We start from the raw sequence: 16040 nt of genomic DNA on the forward strand, positions 1-16040 counted from the left end.
TGCCGTGAACGAGCGAGGGGAGGCGGCATGACGGAGCGCCCGACACTGGTCGCCGTCAGTGGCCCGCCCGGGGCGGGCAAGACGTCGCTGGCGCACGCGCTGGCCGACGCACTCGGCTGGCCGGCGGTCTGCCGCGACGAGATCAAGGAACGCCTGGCCGCCACCGGCGCGGACCCTGCGGGCGACGTGGACCTGAGGACGCTGGACCTGAGGACGCTGGAGACGTTCTTCCACACCCTCGGCGAGCTCCTGGAGTCGGGAACGAGCGTGGTGGCGGAGGCCGCGTTCCAGGACCGTCTGTGGCGTCCGGGCCTGGAGCCGCTCGCGGACCTGGCGAGCATCCGTGTCGTGCGCTGCGTCGTCGATCCCGAACTCGCCCGCGACCGCATCACCCGCCGGGCCGCGGAGACGCCTTCGCGCGCCGTGCACGCGGATGCCGATCTCCTGCGGCGCATCGCGGAGGGGAAGCGGCCCATCGAGTCGTGGGTCCCGATCGCGCTCGACGTCCCCTGCCTGGTCGTGGACACCGCACAGGGCTGGGCGCCGCCCCTGGACCGCATCGTCGAATTCGCCGCGCACGAGCGCCGACCGCCCGGTGACGGGGAGCACTCCGCGATCCGGAGCTCGTGACGACCGCTCCCGCGGCGTTCGGGGAACGGACAGTGCCGGCGGCCGCGGCCGGGAGTACGCAGACCGGGCAACGGAATTCACCGCCCCCTCCCCCGCCCCGTTCCCCCGCCGGACGCCCCGGCTCGGGCCGACTCCCGACGCGGCGCCCCGCCGACGCGCCGGGAGACCGGCCGTGGTCACCACGACCGATCCGCGCGCGGGAGAATGGGCAGGTGACCAGCAGTCAGATCCCCCGGGGCATCAACGCCCTGATCCCAGGTGCCCGCACGGCCGCCACGCCCGGCGAGCGGGCCGCCTCCCAGCTCCTCCACCTGCGCACCGCACACGTGCCCGTCCCCGTCCTCGCCGCGGCCGCCGAGCTGATCGCCCCGCATCTGGACGACCCCGACCCGGTCACCCGCGAGGCGGCCCTCGCCGTCCACGCCCGCCTGCTCGCCGCCCTCGACGACGCCGCCCCCGGCCGGTAGCCGGCCGTCCCGGCTCGCTGTCTCCCGACGGGCGCTCACGGGGCGGACTCCCGCAGTCCGTTGCCGTCCGCCGCCGGCCCTCCGGGTCGGCGCCACCGTCACACGTGCGCGAGCAGATCGTGGAGGGGGGCGGGTACCCGCCCGGAGCCGAGGGCCTCGACCAGGAGACGGCCGTAACGGATCTTCCGGCCCTTCTTCGTGCCGAGGAAGCGCCGCATCTGCTGTTCCGGGGCCCGGCCCTGCTGCGCGGGCTGGCGCACGAACGTCCGCCAGGCCGCGAGGTCACCCTCGGCCCGGACGATCTCCTCGACCCGTGCCACGCCCAGCGCGCGGATGAGTTCGTCCTCCAGGTCCGCCGCACACACGAAGACCCCGCGGCCCGGCGCGCCGGCCCGTTCGAGGCCGCGGTCGTAGAACCGCCGCTCGCCCACGTCGCACAGTCCCGCCAGGCCGAGACCCAGACCCGGCGGCCCGAGCAGGCCCGCGTAACGGCCGACGTTCATCGCCCCGCCCATCGACAGGACGCACACCCCTTCGCCGGGCAGGTCCCGGCTGTAGCGCGCGGCCAGCGCCTCGACCGCCGCGACGTCACTCGGCCCCTCCAGCAGCACGGCGGTCCGCACCCGCAGTCGCACCGCCAGCTCACCCGCCGGCCCGCTGGGGCCACCCGCCGCCCAGTCGGTGACCGCATCCCGGAACGCTCCCATGTCCGCCACGGGGCGATTCTGCCCCCGCCCGGGCGGACACGGCACGGATTTTTCACCGGCCGTTCTTCAGCGGTCGTTCCTTCACAGTGGTTCTTCACCGCTCGTTCTTCACCGGTCGTTCTTCATTGGTCGTTCTTCATTGGTCGTTCTTCACCGGACTACACCGGTCGCGCCCTCAGGCCGTCCCGGTCCGGTCGGCGCCGTGGGGCAGGACGGGCAGCGGCCAGGACGCGTCCGGCGTCCAGGTGGGCCACGGGTCGGCGAACGGGCCGGAGCGGGTCTCGATCATGCCGAGGGCGCGCATCCGGGCCTGCTCGACCACGCGGTGGTCGGCGTCCGTGATGAAGCCGAGCCGTCGGCCCTGGGCGTACTCGTCCTCGTCCTTCCAACGCGCCGAGGACAGGTCCGGCTCCACCACCAGGTCGACGAGCAGGTCCAGGGTGTCGATCCCGATCCGCGTCCGGACCACCGGCCGCTCGAAGTTCACGTACAGGCGCAGCGGCTCGCCCGTCACCGGGTCCTGGAAGCAGTGCAGGGAGAACCACTCATTCGTCTCGAAGCGGGAGCGGACGACCGTGTCGCGCCAATGCCAGGCGCCGAGCTCCCAGCTGCCGGCCGCGAGGTCGTGCAGGCCGCTCTTGCGCACCGTGTCGTCGCCGGTGCGCAGCGCGGTCGCCCAGGTGGTCGGGGCGAGGGAGCGGATGCCCGGCCAGTAGGCGAGGTGCAGGACGGTGCCGGTGTCCGTCAGCGCCCGGTAGGGCTGGGCCGACCAGACGCGGCCGAGGTGGACGTCGCGGCGCACCACCGTGGCGCCGGGGGTGAAGGCCGCGCCCGGGCCGGCGGCGGTGGGGGCGGTCACGGTCGGCTCCAGGTGCGGCAGGCGGATTCGTGCCACGTGGTGCGCGTCGGTGCGCTGGCCCGCCCCTTGTGCTCGCCCGGGACGGCGGGCCCGTTCAGGCCGCAGTAGCCGCAGTGGCCGCAGTGGCCGCAACGGTACTTGGTCGAGCGTGTCGTCATGCCGAGGGCCATGCCCGCCCCGCCGCGGCTCCGAACCCCGGCGCCCCCCGGGCCGGCCTTGCCTCCCCGGGCCGGAGCGGTGGGCAACCGGCCGCCGTCCGGCCTGCCACCACGGGCGGGCCGGCCGGCGGGCCGCCCCGCCCGGTCAGGGCGAGCCGGCGCCGTCGGCCTGGGCCAGGTGCCGCAGGAGGGAGTTGAGCGTGCGCTCGTCCAGGCCGGCCGCCTGTTCGGCCGGGCGGAAGAACGCCGCGTCCACCCGCTCGACCGCGACCACGGCGGACCGGGCCAGTTCCGCGCCCCGCGGGGTGATCCGCAACCGGCGGGCCCGGGTGTCCTCAGGGTCGGTCTCCCGGTCCAGCAGCCCCTTGGCCTCCAGCTTGCGGACCAGCTGGGAGGTCATCTTGACGTCGGTGCCCGCCTGACGGGCCAGCTCCTGCTGATTGGGCACCTCGCCGTGCTCGTTGAGCCACCAGGCACAGGCCAGCAGCACGAACTGCGCGTGCGTCAGGTCGAACGGCGCCAACGCGGCCGTGATCTCGCGCTGCCAGCGCAAGGTGGCGTGCCAGAGCCAGAAGCCCGCGCTGTCCGGCCCGCCCCCACCGGCGGGCCGCACCTCGCTCACCGGGCGCCGCCGTCGGTGCCGAGCGCGTGGGCGAACAGGGCGGCCATCGCCTCCGGGAAGTCCTCGGTGATGGCCGGGCCGAGCTCCGGGCCCACCCGGTCGGCCTCCGGGCCGGAGATCTCCAGCCGGTGCACGACCCGGGTGCCGCCGTCGCCGTGCGGGCTCAGCGTGTGACTGAACCGCAGCACCACGCCCTCGAACTCGGTCTCGTCGGCGTAGCGGACGTTCTCCTCGATCGCGGTGATCACCGAGACGATCGGTTCCTGGCCCGTGGGCGTCATCGACACCTTGCTGCCCACCTCGAACGGCCCCAGCAGCGAGACCGACTCCATCGAGGAGTCCCAACGCGCCCAGCCGTCCAGGTCCTTCAGCACCGCCCAGACCGCCTCCGGCGCTGCGACCGTCTCACCCGTGTACTCGTGGCTCCACATGACGACGTCCCCCTCGTTCTCGCCGAGCGATTTGCTCTACGCACAGATTATCTCCGCGACGACTATCTTGCAAGAGCTCGGCCGGTGGCTTCGCGGACGCGCCACCCGGTGCGGTCGATCTCACGGATGATCAACCGAGGCCCGAGAGATCGGCGTTCACCGCGATGCACGGCGGGGCGGGGCCGGTTGGACGCGACCCGGGACGCTCTCGGGTGCGGCCGGACGTGCACGAGCGTCAGGGGTGGTGCGGGCCTCCGGTAGGGCGTCCGTTCTGGAGGAAATTCGGCGGTCGGTCTGCCCGTGGCGTGGCAGGATGGCGTCATGACGTTGATCCGAAGGGGCGATGCCGCGTAAGTCGCCCGGCGCCGTGCGCGCCCAGACGCGGTTGGTTCGGGGCCGGTCCCGACAGTTCAGTCAGGTCCGGGGCCTGCGACGAGGTGCCCAAGCTGCAGTCAGGCGCCTTGAGGCTCGTAGGTTCGGGCCCGGCTTCTTGAGCGAGGCGATCGGCCAGTACGAGCGGTTCTTGCGCCGGCCCGGTCGGTGGCTCTACGTGCCGTTGGCGGATTGTCCGTGCCACGATGTGCTGGGTGGTCGGGACAACCTGCAGGCCATGCTCGACGCGCTTCCGTCGGCCGCGCGCCGCGAACTGAGTCAGATCGTGACCCGGCTCGATGCGGAGTTCGAGCGGCGTACGTTGCCGGATCCGTACGCGTCGGAACGGTTGGGCAGCCAGTGGTTCGACCCGCCGAGTCGGCCGTGGTGGCACCTGCGGTTGACCACGCCGTAGGCGAACGTGGGAGGCCTCGGCACTCCCCGCCACTGCCACACGAGCCTCCGGCGGGGACCGCGCCCGTACCGCGTCCCGCCGTCGAGCGCGCGGACTGGACGGGCTGGCCGGAGGACCGACGCCGCGACGTCGTCCAGCTGACCGAGCACGGCAGGCGGGCGGCCGGTGCGGAGGACGCCCGCGAGAGCGCCGAGCGCGAGTTCCCCGCCTCGCTCGGTGACGAGGTCGCGGCGCAGCTGAGGAAGGCCATGCGGGTGCTCGCTGCGGGTGAGATCTGGCGTGGGACGATCGGTCGGTGACTCGACTCGTGAACCCAGACCGCTCCCTCGAGGAACTCGAGCGCGACCACTGGTCGGCTTCGTCCGGCGGCGAAACCCGGCTGATGGCGACCGTGCGCGAGCTTCGGTGCAAGCCGATCGGCAGCCTGACGGTCGAGGACATGCGGTTGCTGATCAGGCAGGACGTGGGCCTTGCCCATCTCCTGCCGTTGGCGGTGGAGGTGCTTCGGCTCGCCCCACTGGCGGAAGGCGACCTGTACGAGGGCGATCTGCTGGCCGCCGTGCTCACCAGGAGTGCGGAGGTCTGGCGCGAGTTCCCCGGACTCCGCGGGGAGGTCCGCCTGATCGTGTCGGCATTGGCCGATGTGCCGCCTGCCCTGAGATGCGAGGTCGAGGGGTTCTTGGCTGCTCCGTAGCCAGCGACAGCGGAGGCCGCTCCCCCCTCCCCCAGGGTCAGCACCACCTCGGCCTCGGCCCCCCACGTACGGGCGGCTCCGTGGTGGCCTCCGTGGCCGGCACGGATGTGAGCCCGCCGCAGCTGGGAGAAGCTCTACTCGTGGCCGACACCGGCCGCACCGACCGAGCCGATGTGACTCCCACCCCCGTCGCCGTGAGCACGGAAGGGCTTCGGACGACCGACCCGCACCGATCGACAAGGAGCACGCCATGAAGTTCCACACTCTCGTCGAGCCGCCCGAGCCCATGCGGGGTCTGGAGGTTCCGCCCGAGGTGGTGGAGGCGCTCGGCGGGGGTCCGCGGCCGCCGGTGACCATCACGGTCAACGGGCATTCCTGGAAGAGCCGGGTCGCCATCCTGCGTGGCCGCCGTCTGATCGGCCTCAGCAACGCCAACCGGCGGGCCGCCGGTGTCGCGATCGGCGAGGAGGTCGAGGTCGAGCTGGAGCTCGACACCGAGCCGCGCGTCGTCGTCGAGCCCGCGGACTTCGCCCGGGCGCTGGACGACGACCCGGTCGCCCGCGCCGCGTACGACGGCCTTGCGCACAGCCACAAGCGCGAGCACGTGCGCGCCATCGAGAGCGCGAAGAAGCCCGAGACGCGCCAACGGCGCATCGAGAAGGCCATCGCCACCCTGCGGGGCTGACCACGGTTCCCGGGTGCCGCGACGCTGGTGTTCGTGCTCCCCGCCGCGGTCGCCACTCACCTCGTCGACCACGACCCGGCGGCGGAAAGCCGGGCCGCGCCGGCCCACCTCGTCATCATGGGCATCCTCGCGCTGGCCGACTGGCCCGCCGACCGGCGAGACCTCGTGCGGGCTCCCGCCCTGCCGACAGGAACACCGCGTCCGACGACGTGACGACCCGTCGACCTCGACGACGGCACCCGCTCGGGGCACGCCCGCCCTACACACCGGCCCAGCGGCGCAGCGTTGCGGCTGCCGCCGCGGCGTCGGCGGGTGGCAGTTGGGCGATCCGGGCGGAGTGCGTGCCGCCGGGGACCTGGAACAGGTAGGAGTCCCGCGAGCCGTCGCCCAGCCGGAACGGCTCGGCGACCGAAGGGTCGGCGGCGCCGTTGACGAACATCAGCCGTTCGCCACGGGTACGCACCCACCGGTCGACGTCGCGCATCGCCTGCGGCCGGTACCGCAACGGGATGTCGGCCGGCACGAAGGTGCGCGGCTCGGTGGCGCCGGGGTGGTGGAGCAGACCGGTCAGGTGGGCCGTCTCGACCGGGAAGTACCCCAGCTGGGTGCCGAGCTGGTAGAAGTACGGGACGAACTGCTCGGCCACCGAGTCCGCGTAGACCGGTAGTTGCGCGACCTCGAAGAGCCAGCCGTACAGCGCGTCGTCGGAGGCGTCGGCGGCCGGCACCGCCGGGCACGCGGCCTGGCCGCGGCCCTGCCAGAACATGAACGGCGCGCGCAGTACGGCGATCTCGAACGCCTTGTCGGCGCTGCCGACGAGCCGGAAGGCGTCGCCCTTGGCCTCCGCCCACGCCTGGTACCGGGCGACCAGGGCGGTGCGGCGCTCCAGCAGGGCCCGCTGCGCGGCCCGCAGGGCGCTGCGGCACTCGGGGGTGCCGACCGTGCGCAGGAAGTCGAGGTAGGCGTGGTCGTCGCGGTCGTCGACGTTGTTCGGCGCCGAGTAGGCGACCGAGCCGGCCACGTCCTGAGGGTAGAACCGGCGGTGGTAGACGGTGGTCATGCCGCCCTTGCTGCCGCCGGTGGAGATCCACGGTGCCCGGTAGACCGCGCGCAGCGCCTCGATCACGTGGTGGTGGTCGGCCGCGGCCTGCTGGATGTCGAGGTCGTTCCAGTCGGCGGGTTCGGGCCGGGAGGTGCCGAAGAACCGCTGCTCGGTGCTCACCTGGTTGCCGTCCAGCAGTTCGGCCGGCTCCGAGCGGTACTGGGCGGTGGAGACGGCGTAGCCGCTGGTGTACAGCACGGTGGGGTGGTCGGTGCCGCGGTGCAGGAGGGTGAGGCGCTGCTCGAATCCGCCCCGCTCGGGGTGCCGGTGGTCGGCGGGCTGGTGCAGCGTCAGGACGAAGAAGCGGAACCCGGGGGCGGCCGGCCTCTCCTCCACGATGCGCAAACCCGGGGCCGCCTCGATGGCGGCCCGGATGTCGGCCGGTCCGTCCGTGGTGCCGGCCGCGGCGGCGGGCACCGCGGCCGGTCCGCCCAGTACGACCAAGGCCGCCGCGGCCTGGGCGAGCCTCCGTCCGATTCGGTTGCGCAGCATGGGTCTTCCTCCCCGTTCGTCGATGACCCTCACAGTCAATCGCGGCTCCCTCCGGCACGGATCCCGCCCCGGAGGGGCTGCGCCTCCCTCCCGGGAGGGAGCTGCCGGGCGGGGGCCGCGAGACGTCCGCGGATCCGGGCGCTCCCGGCGGTGCCGCCGCCGGGCTGATCGGTCAGCCCCGTTCGGCGGGTGTGGCGGCGGGGCCCGTCGCGACGGACGGCGCGGCGTCGGCGGGGCCAGCCGGGAAGGACGGCGGTGCGTCGGCCGGGCCCGCCGCGAAGGACGGCGGGGCGTCGGCCGGGTCGGCGCCCCAGGTGGGGTCGGGGGCGTCGGCGAGGGTGAAGGCCAGGGTGCCGCCGTGGCGGACGAAGTCCTCGCTCACCCAGGGACGTTGGGTCGGCCGGCCGTCGGTGCTCAGCGCGTGGACGTAGCGGACGGTCCCGGAGGCGCCGGGGGCGTCCACGTCGATGGTTGCGCCGTTGCCCCGGTACACGGTGATGGCGGGGAACAGCGGGCTGGCGAGAACGAGTTCCGCTCTTCCCGGGGCCTGCGGGTACATGCCCAGCGCGGCCCACACGGCCCAGGAGGACAGCTCGCCGAGGTCGTCGTTCCCCGGCTCGCCGCCCGGGGTGTCGGCGAACAGCGTGGTGAGGGCGCGTCGGACCACGTCCTGGGTGCGGTGCGGGCGGCCCGCGTAGGCGTACGCCCAGGGGGTGTTGAGCGAGGGTTCGTTGCCGAGGTAGGCGTGGGGCGTCCCGCCTCCGGCGTTGAGATCGGTGAAGAAGTCGTCGAGCCTGGCGGCGACGGCGTCGTTGCCGCCCATCGCGTCGAACAGGCCGCGGTGATCGTACGGCACCATCCAGGTGTACTGGGCCGCGTTGCCCTCGACGTAGCCGTCCTGCTGTTCGGGGCTGAAGGGCGGCCAGCTGCCGTCCGCGTTGCGCGGCTGGAGGTGACGGCTGTCGCCGTTGAAGAGGTTGCGCCAGTTCGCGGAGCGTCGCAGCAGCGCGGCGTGGGTGGCGGAGTCCCCCAGCCGGCCGGCGAGTTGGGCCAGGGCGAAGTCCGCGGTGGTGTACTCCAGGGTGGTGGCGGCGGGACCCCAGACCCCGCCGGTGCCCACCGGGACGAAGCCCAGTGCGCCGTACGGCTGGTGTCCGGGACGCTCGCGCTCGTCGCGGCTGCCGTCGAGGGCGAGGCGCAGCAGCCGGTGGGCGTCGAAGCCGGTGCCGCCGAAGGCGTGCACGGTGGCGGCCATGACGGGCAGCGGGTCGCCGACCATGACGCCGGTGCCGCCGTTGGCGAGTGTCCAGCGGTCGAAGTAGCCGGCGGTGGCGGCCTGGTCGACGATCGACTGGGCGATGTCGGTGGCCTCGTGGGGGGCGATCAGCGCGACCAGCTGGATCTGGGAGCGGTACACGTCCCAGCCGGAGTAGTCGGCGTACTGGATCCGGCCGGGGCGGGTGGTGCGGATCTGCCCGTCGAAGCCCGGGTAGCGGCCGTCGGTGTCGCTGAGCGCGCTCGGGTGGAGCAGTGCGTGGTAGAGCGCGGTGTAGAAGACCCGCCGCTGGGTGGGGGTACCGCCGGAGACGGCGATGCGGCCCAGGAGGGAGTTCCACCGCGCGCGGGCGGCGTCGCGGATCTCGTCCAGCCCGGCGCCGTGCTGCTCGGCCCGCAGATTGGCGCGGGCGCCGTCGGCGCTGACGAAGGAGATCCCGACCCGTGCGGTGACCACCCGGTCCGCGCCGGTGTCGAAGGACACCACGACCTGGGCGTCCGAGGCGGCCCCGGCCGCAGGCTCGGAGGCGGCCACGACCCGCGCGTCCGGGGCGGCCGGGGCGGCCGCGGAACGGGAGTCGGAGGCGGCGGGCGGCCGGTGGCGGGACGGCGCGGCCGGCCCCCGGCCCTGGTCGGCCCCCGGCTCGGCGCCGGGGGCGTCCTCCCGGGCGACGCCCGCGCTGTGACCGGTGGCGGTGGCGCGTCCGGGGGCACCGGCCCCGGCGGGCCGGCCGCCCGCGCCCCCGAGGTCCACGTGGCTGAACGGGTGGTCGAACTCGGCGTGGAAGTAGAGCCGGTAGCGGTTGCCCGTACCGCAGAAGCCACCGCTGTCGGTGTGACCGGAGATGGTGTTCCCCGCGACGGTGACCTCCCCGGCGGCCGCGTTGAAGGCCCGGCCCGCGTCGACGGTGAGCGAGGCGGTGTGCCCGGCCGGATAGGTGAAGCGCGCGATCCCGGACCGCTGGGTGACGGCGAGTTCGGCGCCGATCCCGTTGGCGAGGTCGACGGCGTACGAGCCGGGGGCGATCCGCTCGTCGTTGTGCGAGAACCCGGTGAACGCCACGGGCACGCCGTCGAGCACGGGCATGAACGGGGTCGTCCCGTAGTCGCCGCAGCCCGCCCCCGAGATGTGGGTCAGGCTGAAGCCGCTCAGCCGCGGGTCGTCGTAGGCGTAACCGCCGTGCTGGTAGGTGACGGTGTCGGGGCTCCACTGGAGCATGCCGAACGGCGCCGACGCCCCGGGGAACGTGTTGCCGGCGCCCCCGCCATGCCCCCGGTCCGGCGCGTCGGCCCGGGTTCCGACGTACGGGTTGACGTAGCCCGCGGGATCCGCGACGACCACGTGCGCCGGGGTCGGCCGCCCGATCGCCCGACCCGTCGCACCCGCGCCCGGCGCCGCCGGCCCGACGAGGAGCACCGCGACACCGAGCACCAGGGCGGCCCGCGTCCGGGCGGAGGCGGCGGAGCGGAAGCGGAGCACAAATCCTCCTGCGGGAGCCCTGAAGAATGACGGATCGTCAGAGCAGTCTGGTGGCACCCGCGTCACGGACGGCGCCGCGACAGGCCGACGGTCCCCCACCCGGCCCCCTCGCGCTCACTGGGCGGTCCCGGTCGAGGGGGCCACCGGCGTGACGCGGAACATCGCGGTGCCGTGCCCGGGGACGGTGGCGCTGATGGCGTCCCTGCTGATGGCGGTCTGTTTCGACCACAGGTCCTTGACCGTGTAGAGGGGCGCGCCGCCGATGCCGAGGGTCTGGGCGGTGGTGCTGATGACGGCGTCGTAGGAGCCCTCGTTGGTCAGGGTGACGGCCCGGCCGCCGTCGGCCAGCGGTTTGCTCATCACGACCAGGCCGTTCTGGCTGGAGACCACCGAGCCCTGCCGGCCCAGTGGGTCCTGGTCGACGGCGATGACGTCGGCGTTGGTGAGGATCTCGAAGGTCTCGGGTCCGGCGGTGCGCAGGTCGGTACCGATCATCAGCGGGGCGGCCATCTCGGCCCACAGGCTGAAGTGGGTGCGGTACTCGGTGGCGGTCATGCCGCCGTTGCCGACCTCCAGCATGTCGGGGTCGTTGAAGGCGCCGGGTTCGGCGTAGGCGGCCGTGCCCTGGTTGGCCTGGGCGATGGAGATCATGCTCTGCCAGGTGTCGCCGATGTCCCACGTGGTGCGCCAGGAGTTGCCGACGGGGCCGGCCCAGTTCCAGGGGCCGGTGGTGCCCCATTCGCAGATGCTGTAGAGGATCGGCCGGCCGGTGGCCTTCAGCGCGTCGCCCATGGCCTGGTAGCGCGTCTTGGCGTCGACGCCCTGGTTGTTGCAGTTGTCGTACTTCAGGTAGTCGACGCCCCAGGACGCCCAGAGGTTGGCGTCCTGGCGCTCGTGGCCGAGCCCGCCCGGGAAGCCCTTGACGTCGCAGGTCATGGTCCCGGCGCTGGAGTAGAGGCCGAACTTCAGGCCCTTGTCGTGGACGTAGTCGGCGAGCGCCTTGATCCCGTGCGGGAAGCGGACCGGGTCGGGGACGAGGTCCCCGGCCGCGTTGCGCTCCGGCAGGGCCCAGCAGTCGTCGAGGTTGACGTACCGGTAGCCGGCCGCCTTCAGGCCCTTGCTGACGAAGAGGTCGGCGATGCCCTTGATCATGTCCTCGTTGAACCGGTCGTCGCAGCGGGTGGCGTTCCAGTTGTTGAACCCCATCTGCGGGGTCCGGTTGAGGCCGTTGTCGAGGGCCGACGCCGGTGGGGCGGTGGCGAGTTGGAGGCCTCCGACCAGCAGGGCCATCGCGCTGGTCAAGGTCATCGCCGCACGGCGGGCCGGCCCGCGCCCGGTCGGTCGCACGGCTCCTCCGGGGGGTGGCGTCGAGCGGGGAGGAAGGGAACGGGTGGTCGGCGCGGTCGCCGGACCACTCGTACGGCGGAACGGCTCGACACCCGAGGGAGCCGCGAACAGGCGCATGGACGGGTACTCCTCGAAGAGCGGAGGGCCATCGGGCGGCCGGGATCGCCCCGGATGCCGACCTGGCCGGTGGTTCGGTCGCTCTCAAGTCATCGAACCGGCACGGTGGTGACGTGAATGGCTCGTTCCCGTTCGGATGACGGCCTCGGGCGTCCGAACGGCGGATCACCGAGCACACCCGCGAGTCCGTGTCCGGCCCGCCCGTCCAGGACTGGGCGCCCGGAGTGCCACCCTCCGCGGGCGGCCGACGGCCTTTCGGAAATCAGCCGCGCGGGCGCTGTGCTCCGCACGGACGGGCGAGGCCATTCGGCGGTGCCACGCATCGGATCCGCCGGCCGCGGGCGGTCCTCCGCCGGCACCTCCCGGGTTCCCCCGACCCGCACCGACACGCCGCTCCCCCGCAACGGCGAACGTCGGTCTCCGGGACCGGTCCCGGAGACCGACGTCACCTATCGCGGTCGGCCGGTCATCTCCGCCAACGGCATCCCGGCTGGACCGGGAGCGGGCCGCTCGGGGTCAGGCGCGGCAGCGGAGCATCGTCAGCGGGGGGTTGCCGGCGAAGTCGTCCCAGAACTCCTTGCCGTGCTCGCGCAACCCGGCCTCGGAGATCTCCAGCGGAACCCAGGTGAGCTCGGTGAACCCGGCCGCCCGCAGGGACTCTTCGAGGGCCTCGCGGCTGGGCGGGTTCGCGACGAACGAGATCGGCGGGTCCAGGAGCGCGGTGATCCTCACCCGCGGCCCGATCTCGGTCTCCTCGCCGAGCGACTCGCACAGGAACCCGTACTTGGACAGCGACGGCCCGTCGAACCGGAAGTCCGGGTTCTGCGTGAAGACGAAGAACCCGGCCCCGGCCGCGAGGCTGCGGTGGATGGTGCGACACATCCGCTCGATGGTGGCGACGTCCTCGGCGTAGTTGAACAGCTGGACCGCGAGCGCGATGTCGAAGGGCTCCTCGAAAGGGCGCAGGTCGGCGACGTCTCCGACCTCGTACTGCACGCCCAGCGGGTCGGCGTCCTCCATCGCCCGGGCCGCGTCGACCATCGCGGAGGAGATGTCCACGCCGAGGACGCGGGACGCGCCGCGGCGCTTGAACTCACGGCTGTAGAAGCCGGTTCCGGAGGCGAGGTCGAGGATCGACCTGCCCTTCACGTCACCGACGAGGGCGAGGAAGCCGGGCACCTCCCCGTAGCGGGTGAGCGGGAGGGTCTTGAAGCCCTCGAACGCCTCGCCGATCTCGTCGTACAGTTGACCACTCATCGTGGTGTCCCCCCTCTGTCCTTGGCATCGGCCCTCCGGACGGGCCGCGGCGCCTGGCCGGAAGTCTCCCTCCCGCCGACCGGGGCGGCGTACTGGCGGAAGCCCCAAACATGCCGTGGCTGCGGCCGGTTCGGTTCTCGTGTTCGTCTCGGACACCGACGGACGCCGTCCCCGGCCGTCCTTTCGGCGTGCGCTCGATCACCCGGTGGCAGGCGGCACCACCGCCTGTCACGTCATCCCCCCGCGACTCGGTGGAGCGGGGCGGACCCAACGGGCCGCGGCGGGCCGTGCCGGCCGCGGCCCTACGTCTGGGCGAGCAGGGCCTTGCCCAGGTCGGTCGCGGTGTAGTGCACCTCGCGGCGGTAGCGGTGGCCGGTGACCAGGCCTGCGTCGCGCAGCACGGCGAGGTGCTGGGACACCGCGCCCAGGCTGAGGCCGGTCCGGGCGGCGAGCTGGGTGGTGGTGGCCGGGGAGCCGGTGCAGTCGAGCAGCCGGGCGCGACTGCGGCCGAGCAGGCGGGCCAGTGCGTCGCCGGCGCCCTCCCGGCGCTCCCAGAGCAGGCCCAGCGCCCGGGCCGGGTAGACCAGGGCGGGCGGAGTGTCCTGGTGGCCCGTCAGCAGGTGGCAGCGGTCGGCGAAGGCGCTCGGGGTGAGGGTGAGTCCGGCGCCGCCGAGAGCGGAGCCGTCGTCCGGCAGGTCGGGTGAGACCAGGCGGTCCCCGGTCCAGTGCAGGGTGGGGTGGAGCCCGGCCAGCACCTCGTGGATGCCGTCCTCCGCGAGTCGGCGCGTCCGGTGGGCGATGTCCGCCTCCAGGACAGCGCGGATCCGCGGCCAGTGCGGCCGGATGGCCGCCTGCCACCAGGCGTGCAGGGCCCCGGCCGGTTGGGGCAGGGCGTGCTCCGGGTCCTCGGCCGCCCGCCGTTCGACGCCGGTCGCCGCGGGCCGGCTCGCGGCGGCGAGACCGTCGCGGGCTCGCTCGGCCGGGGCGGCGAGACCGTCACGGACGCGCTCGGCCGGGACGCCCAGGAGGGCCGACAGTTCCTCCTCGATCTCGGCGAGCGGGCAGCGCGGAGCCGGTACCAGCCGGCCCGCCACCCGGTCGGGTGGGCCGGCCGGCGCCTCCAGCGCCGCGATCCGCGCGGCGAGCACACCGTCCTGACGCAGGGCCGACGCCCGGCGGATCCACGGCAGGTGCACCACGTGCCGGCCGGGATCCGCGACGGCGCGCAGCCCGGCCACGGTCTCCCAGAGCGGGGAGATCGCGAACCTGAGGTTGCCCAGGTCGTTCACCCCGAAGCGCAGTTCGCCCATCCCCACCCCTCGTCGATGTTTTCGCCCAGCCTAAAACAATGGCCGCACCGGGACGACGGTCGGGATGCTGGCCGGCATGACACCTCCTCCCACCGCCCTGTTCCGCCATGCCGATTTCCGGCGGTTCTGGGCCGCCGACACCGTGAGCCAGGCGGGCTCGGCCGTCACCCTGGTCGCGCTCCCCCTGGTGGCGATCGGCACACTGGACGCCACACCCTTCGAAGCGGGGCTGCTGGTGGCCTTCGAGTACCTGGCCTTCCTGCTGATCGGACTGCCCGCGGGCGCCTGGGTGGACCGGGTGCGGCAGCGGCCGGTGATGATCGCCGGGGACGCCGTCCGTGCCGTGCTGCTGGTCTCCGTGCCGGCCGCCTCCTGGCTGGGCGTGCTGACCCTCCCCCAGCTGTACGCGGTGGCCTTCGGGATGTCCGTCTGCACCGCGTTCTTCGACGTGGCGTACGGGAGCTACCTGCCGCACCTGGTGGCGGACGGACAACTGGTGGCGGCCAACGTCCGGATCGAGGCGAGCCGCAGCACCGTCCAGGTCGGCGGGCCGGGCGCGGGCGGCGCGCTGGTCGGGGCGGTGACCGCGCCGGTGGCGCTCGCGGTGGACGCGGTGAGCTTCGGCCTCTCGGCACTGCTGCTGAGCCGGATCCGGCGGACCGAGGCCCGGCCCGCGGCCCTGCCGGGGGCGAACCTGCGGGCGGAGATCGCCGAGGGGCTGCGCTTCGTCCTCGGCGACCGGCTGCTGCGGGCGGTCACGCTCACCGCGGCCCTCTCCAACCTGTGCGGCACGATCGGCGCCTCGATGCTGCTGGTGCTGCTGGCCGGCGAGCTGCACCTGTCGCCGTTCCTGTGCGGGCTCGTGTTCACCGCGGAGGCGGTCGGCGGCCTGGTCGGCAGCCTGCTCACGGTGCGGTTCACCACGCGGCTCGGCCAGGGGCCGGCGATGTGCGCGGCGGTCGCGGGGAGCGCCGTGCTCTGGCTGCTGGCGGTGCCGCTGTTCCGGGCCAACGCCCGGCTCGCACTGGCCGTGCTGCTGCAGGCGCTGGGCTGGGTGGTCTTCATGACCTTCAAGATCACCTCGGTCGCCTTCCGGCAGCGGCTCTGCCCGAAGCCGCTGCTGGGCCGGATGACGGCGACGGTGCGCTTCCTGGTCTGGGGCGTGATGCCGCTCGGCGCGCTGCTCGGCGGGGTGCTGGGGCAGAGCCTCGGCGTCCGGCAGGCGCTCTGGGTCGGTGCGTTGGGAGAGCTGCTCGCCGTCCTCCCGGTGCTCTGCTCACCGCTACGCGGGATGCGCGAGCTGCCGAAGGCGCCGGCCGACGCGGGCGAGCGTCCTCACCCCGTCCTGACGCCGTCGTCCTGACGCCCTCGTCCTGGCACCCTCGTCCTGGCACCCTCGCCCCCACGCCCCGTCCTGACGGCAGCACTCACCGCTGCGGGCGGCGCGGTGATCCGCCGCGCCTCGGCCGAGGACCGGCTGCGCGATGAACAACTCCTGTGCCGCCCTGCCGAATCGCCTGCCGGCGCCCGCCGAGCGTGCCCGCGTCATCCGCGCGGCGGTGACACACCGGGCGGAGCAGCGCACGCCCGGTTCGGCCCGGCCATGATCCCGGGGAAGGG

At 73.9% G+C, this 16040-nt stretch carries 15 protein-coding genes and 1 pseudogene; 7 read left to right on the forward strand and 9 right to left on the reverse strand.

The annotated features are described in order from the left end of the window. The first annotated feature begins 27 nt into the window (after positions 1-27). Together ACFVHB_RS28690 and ACFVHB_RS28695 are read left to right on the forward strand one after the other, a co-directional pair. Entirely contained in the window at positions 28-630 is a 603-nt protein-coding gene (locus ACFVHB_RS28690) for an AAA family ATPase (protein WP_380327999.1), read from the forward strand. Between the two features lie 212 nt (positions 631-842). Then, entirely contained in the window at positions 843-1097 is a 255-nt protein-coding gene (locus ACFVHB_RS28695) for a hypothetical protein (protein WP_380328001.1), read from the forward strand. Between the two features lie 98 nt (positions 1098-1195). Here ACFVHB_RS28695 and ACFVHB_RS28700 read toward each other — a convergent pair whose 3' ends face one another. The 4 genes from ACFVHB_RS28700 to ACFVHB_RS28715 form a co-directional block, all read right to left on the reverse strand. Then, positions 1196-1813, reverse strand: a complete 618-nt coding sequence (locus tag ACFVHB_RS28700) for a TOPRIM nucleotidyl transferase/hydrolase domain-containing protein (protein ID WP_380328003.1) — start codon at positions 1811-1813, stop codon at positions 1196-1198. Between the two features lie 166 nt (positions 1814-1979). Continuing rightward, positions 1980-2699 carry a DUF402 domain-containing protein gene (locus tag ACFVHB_RS28705; protein WP_380328005.1) on the reverse strand — a complete coding sequence of 240 codons (720 nt, stop codon included), beginning with the start codon at positions 2697-2699 and terminating at the stop codon, positions 1980-1982. Positions 2700-2966: 267 nt separating this feature from the next. Continuing rightward, positions 2967-3443: a MarR family winged helix-turn-helix transcriptional regulator gene (locus ACFVHB_RS28710; RefSeq protein ID WP_380328007.1), complete on the reverse strand. Its 477-nt coding sequence runs from the start codon at positions 3441-3443 to the stop codon at positions 2967-2969. After that, a complete protein-coding gene (locus tag ACFVHB_RS28715; RefSeq protein ID WP_380328009.1) occupies positions 3440-3874 on the reverse strand; it encodes an SRPBCC family protein in 435 nt (144 codons plus the stop codon). Before ACFVHB_RS28715 ends, ACFVHB_RS28710 begins: the two co-directional genes overlap by 4 nt. Before the next feature lie 490 nt (positions 3875-4364). On the opposite strand from ACFVHB_RS28715, the gene ACFVHB_RS28720 reads away from it, so the two are divergent. The 4 genes from ACFVHB_RS28720 to ACFVHB_RS28735 all read left to right on the forward strand — a co-directional run bounded on the left by ACFVHB_RS28720 (position 4365) and on the right by ACFVHB_RS28735 (position 6253). Then, entirely contained in the window at positions 4365-4661 is a 297-nt protein-coding gene (locus ACFVHB_RS28720) for a hypothetical protein (protein ID WP_380328011.1), read from the forward strand. Positions 4662-4956: 295 nt separating this feature from the next. After that, on the forward strand, positions 4957-5355 hold the full coding sequence (locus ACFVHB_RS28725) for a contact-dependent growth inhibition system immunity protein (protein ID WP_380328013.1): 399 nt from the start codon (positions 4957-4959) through the stop codon (positions 5353-5355). Positions 5356-5605: 250 nt separating this feature from the next. Then, positions 5606-6040, forward strand: coding sequence for a YdeI/OmpD-associated family protein (locus tag ACFVHB_RS28730; RefSeq protein WP_380328015.1), 435 nt, complete (start codon positions 5606-5608; stop codon positions 6038-6040). A 33-nt stretch (positions 6041-6073) separates the two neighbouring features. Continuing rightward, positions 6074-6253, forward strand: a complete 180-nt coding sequence (locus tag ACFVHB_RS28735; protein ID WP_380328017.1) for a hypothetical protein — start codon at positions 6074-6076, stop codon at positions 6251-6253. A 46-nt stretch (positions 6254-6299) separates the two neighbouring features. Here the strand turns inward: ACFVHB_RS28735 and ACFVHB_RS28740 are convergent, their stop codons facing one another. The 5 genes and pseudogenes from ACFVHB_RS28740 to ACFVHB_RS28760 all read right to left on the reverse strand — a co-directional run bounded on the left by ACFVHB_RS28740 (position 6300) and on the right by ACFVHB_RS28760 (position 14420). Beyond that, on the reverse strand, positions 6300-7634 hold the full coding sequence (locus ACFVHB_RS28740) for a S28 family serine protease (protein WP_380328019.1): 1335 nt from the start codon (positions 7632-7634) through the stop codon (positions 6300-6302). 172 nt (positions 7635-7806) lie between these two features. Continuing rightward, entirely contained in the window at positions 7807-10389 is a 2583-nt protein-coding gene (locus tag ACFVHB_RS28745) for a GH92 family glycosyl hydrolase (RefSeq protein ID WP_380328021.1), read from the reverse strand. A 150-nt stretch (positions 10390-10539) separates the two neighbouring features. Further along, positions 10540-11697, reverse strand: a pseudogene (locus ACFVHB_RS28750) (glycoside hydrolase family 27 protein); the annotation flags it as partial. A gap of 672 nt (positions 11698-12369) precedes the next feature. After that, on the reverse strand, positions 12370-13110 hold the full coding sequence (locus ACFVHB_RS28755; protein ID WP_380328023.1) for a class I SAM-dependent DNA methyltransferase: 741 nt from the start codon (positions 13108-13110) through the stop codon (positions 12370-12372). Positions 13111-13412: 302 nt separating this feature from the next. Next, complete coding sequence (locus ACFVHB_RS28760) at positions 13413-14420, reverse strand: DUF5937 family protein (RefSeq protein WP_380328025.1); 1008 nt, start codon at positions 14418-14420, stop codon at positions 13413-13415. Between the two features lie 76 nt (positions 14421-14496). Here ACFVHB_RS28760 and ACFVHB_RS28765 point away from each other — a divergent pair, with 76 nt between their 5' ends. After that, positions 14497-15783 carry an MFS transporter gene (locus ACFVHB_RS28765; protein WP_380328027.1) on the forward strand — a complete coding sequence of 429 codons (1287 nt, stop codon included), beginning with the start codon at positions 14497-14499 and terminating at the stop codon, positions 15781-15783. Positions 15784-16040: the final 257 nt, after the last annotated feature.

Origin of the sequence: Kitasatospora sp. NPDC127111 (genome assembly GCF_042677465.1) — a bacterium.
GTDB lineage: Bacteria > Actinomycetota > Actinomycetes > Streptomycetales > Streptomycetaceae > Kitasatospora.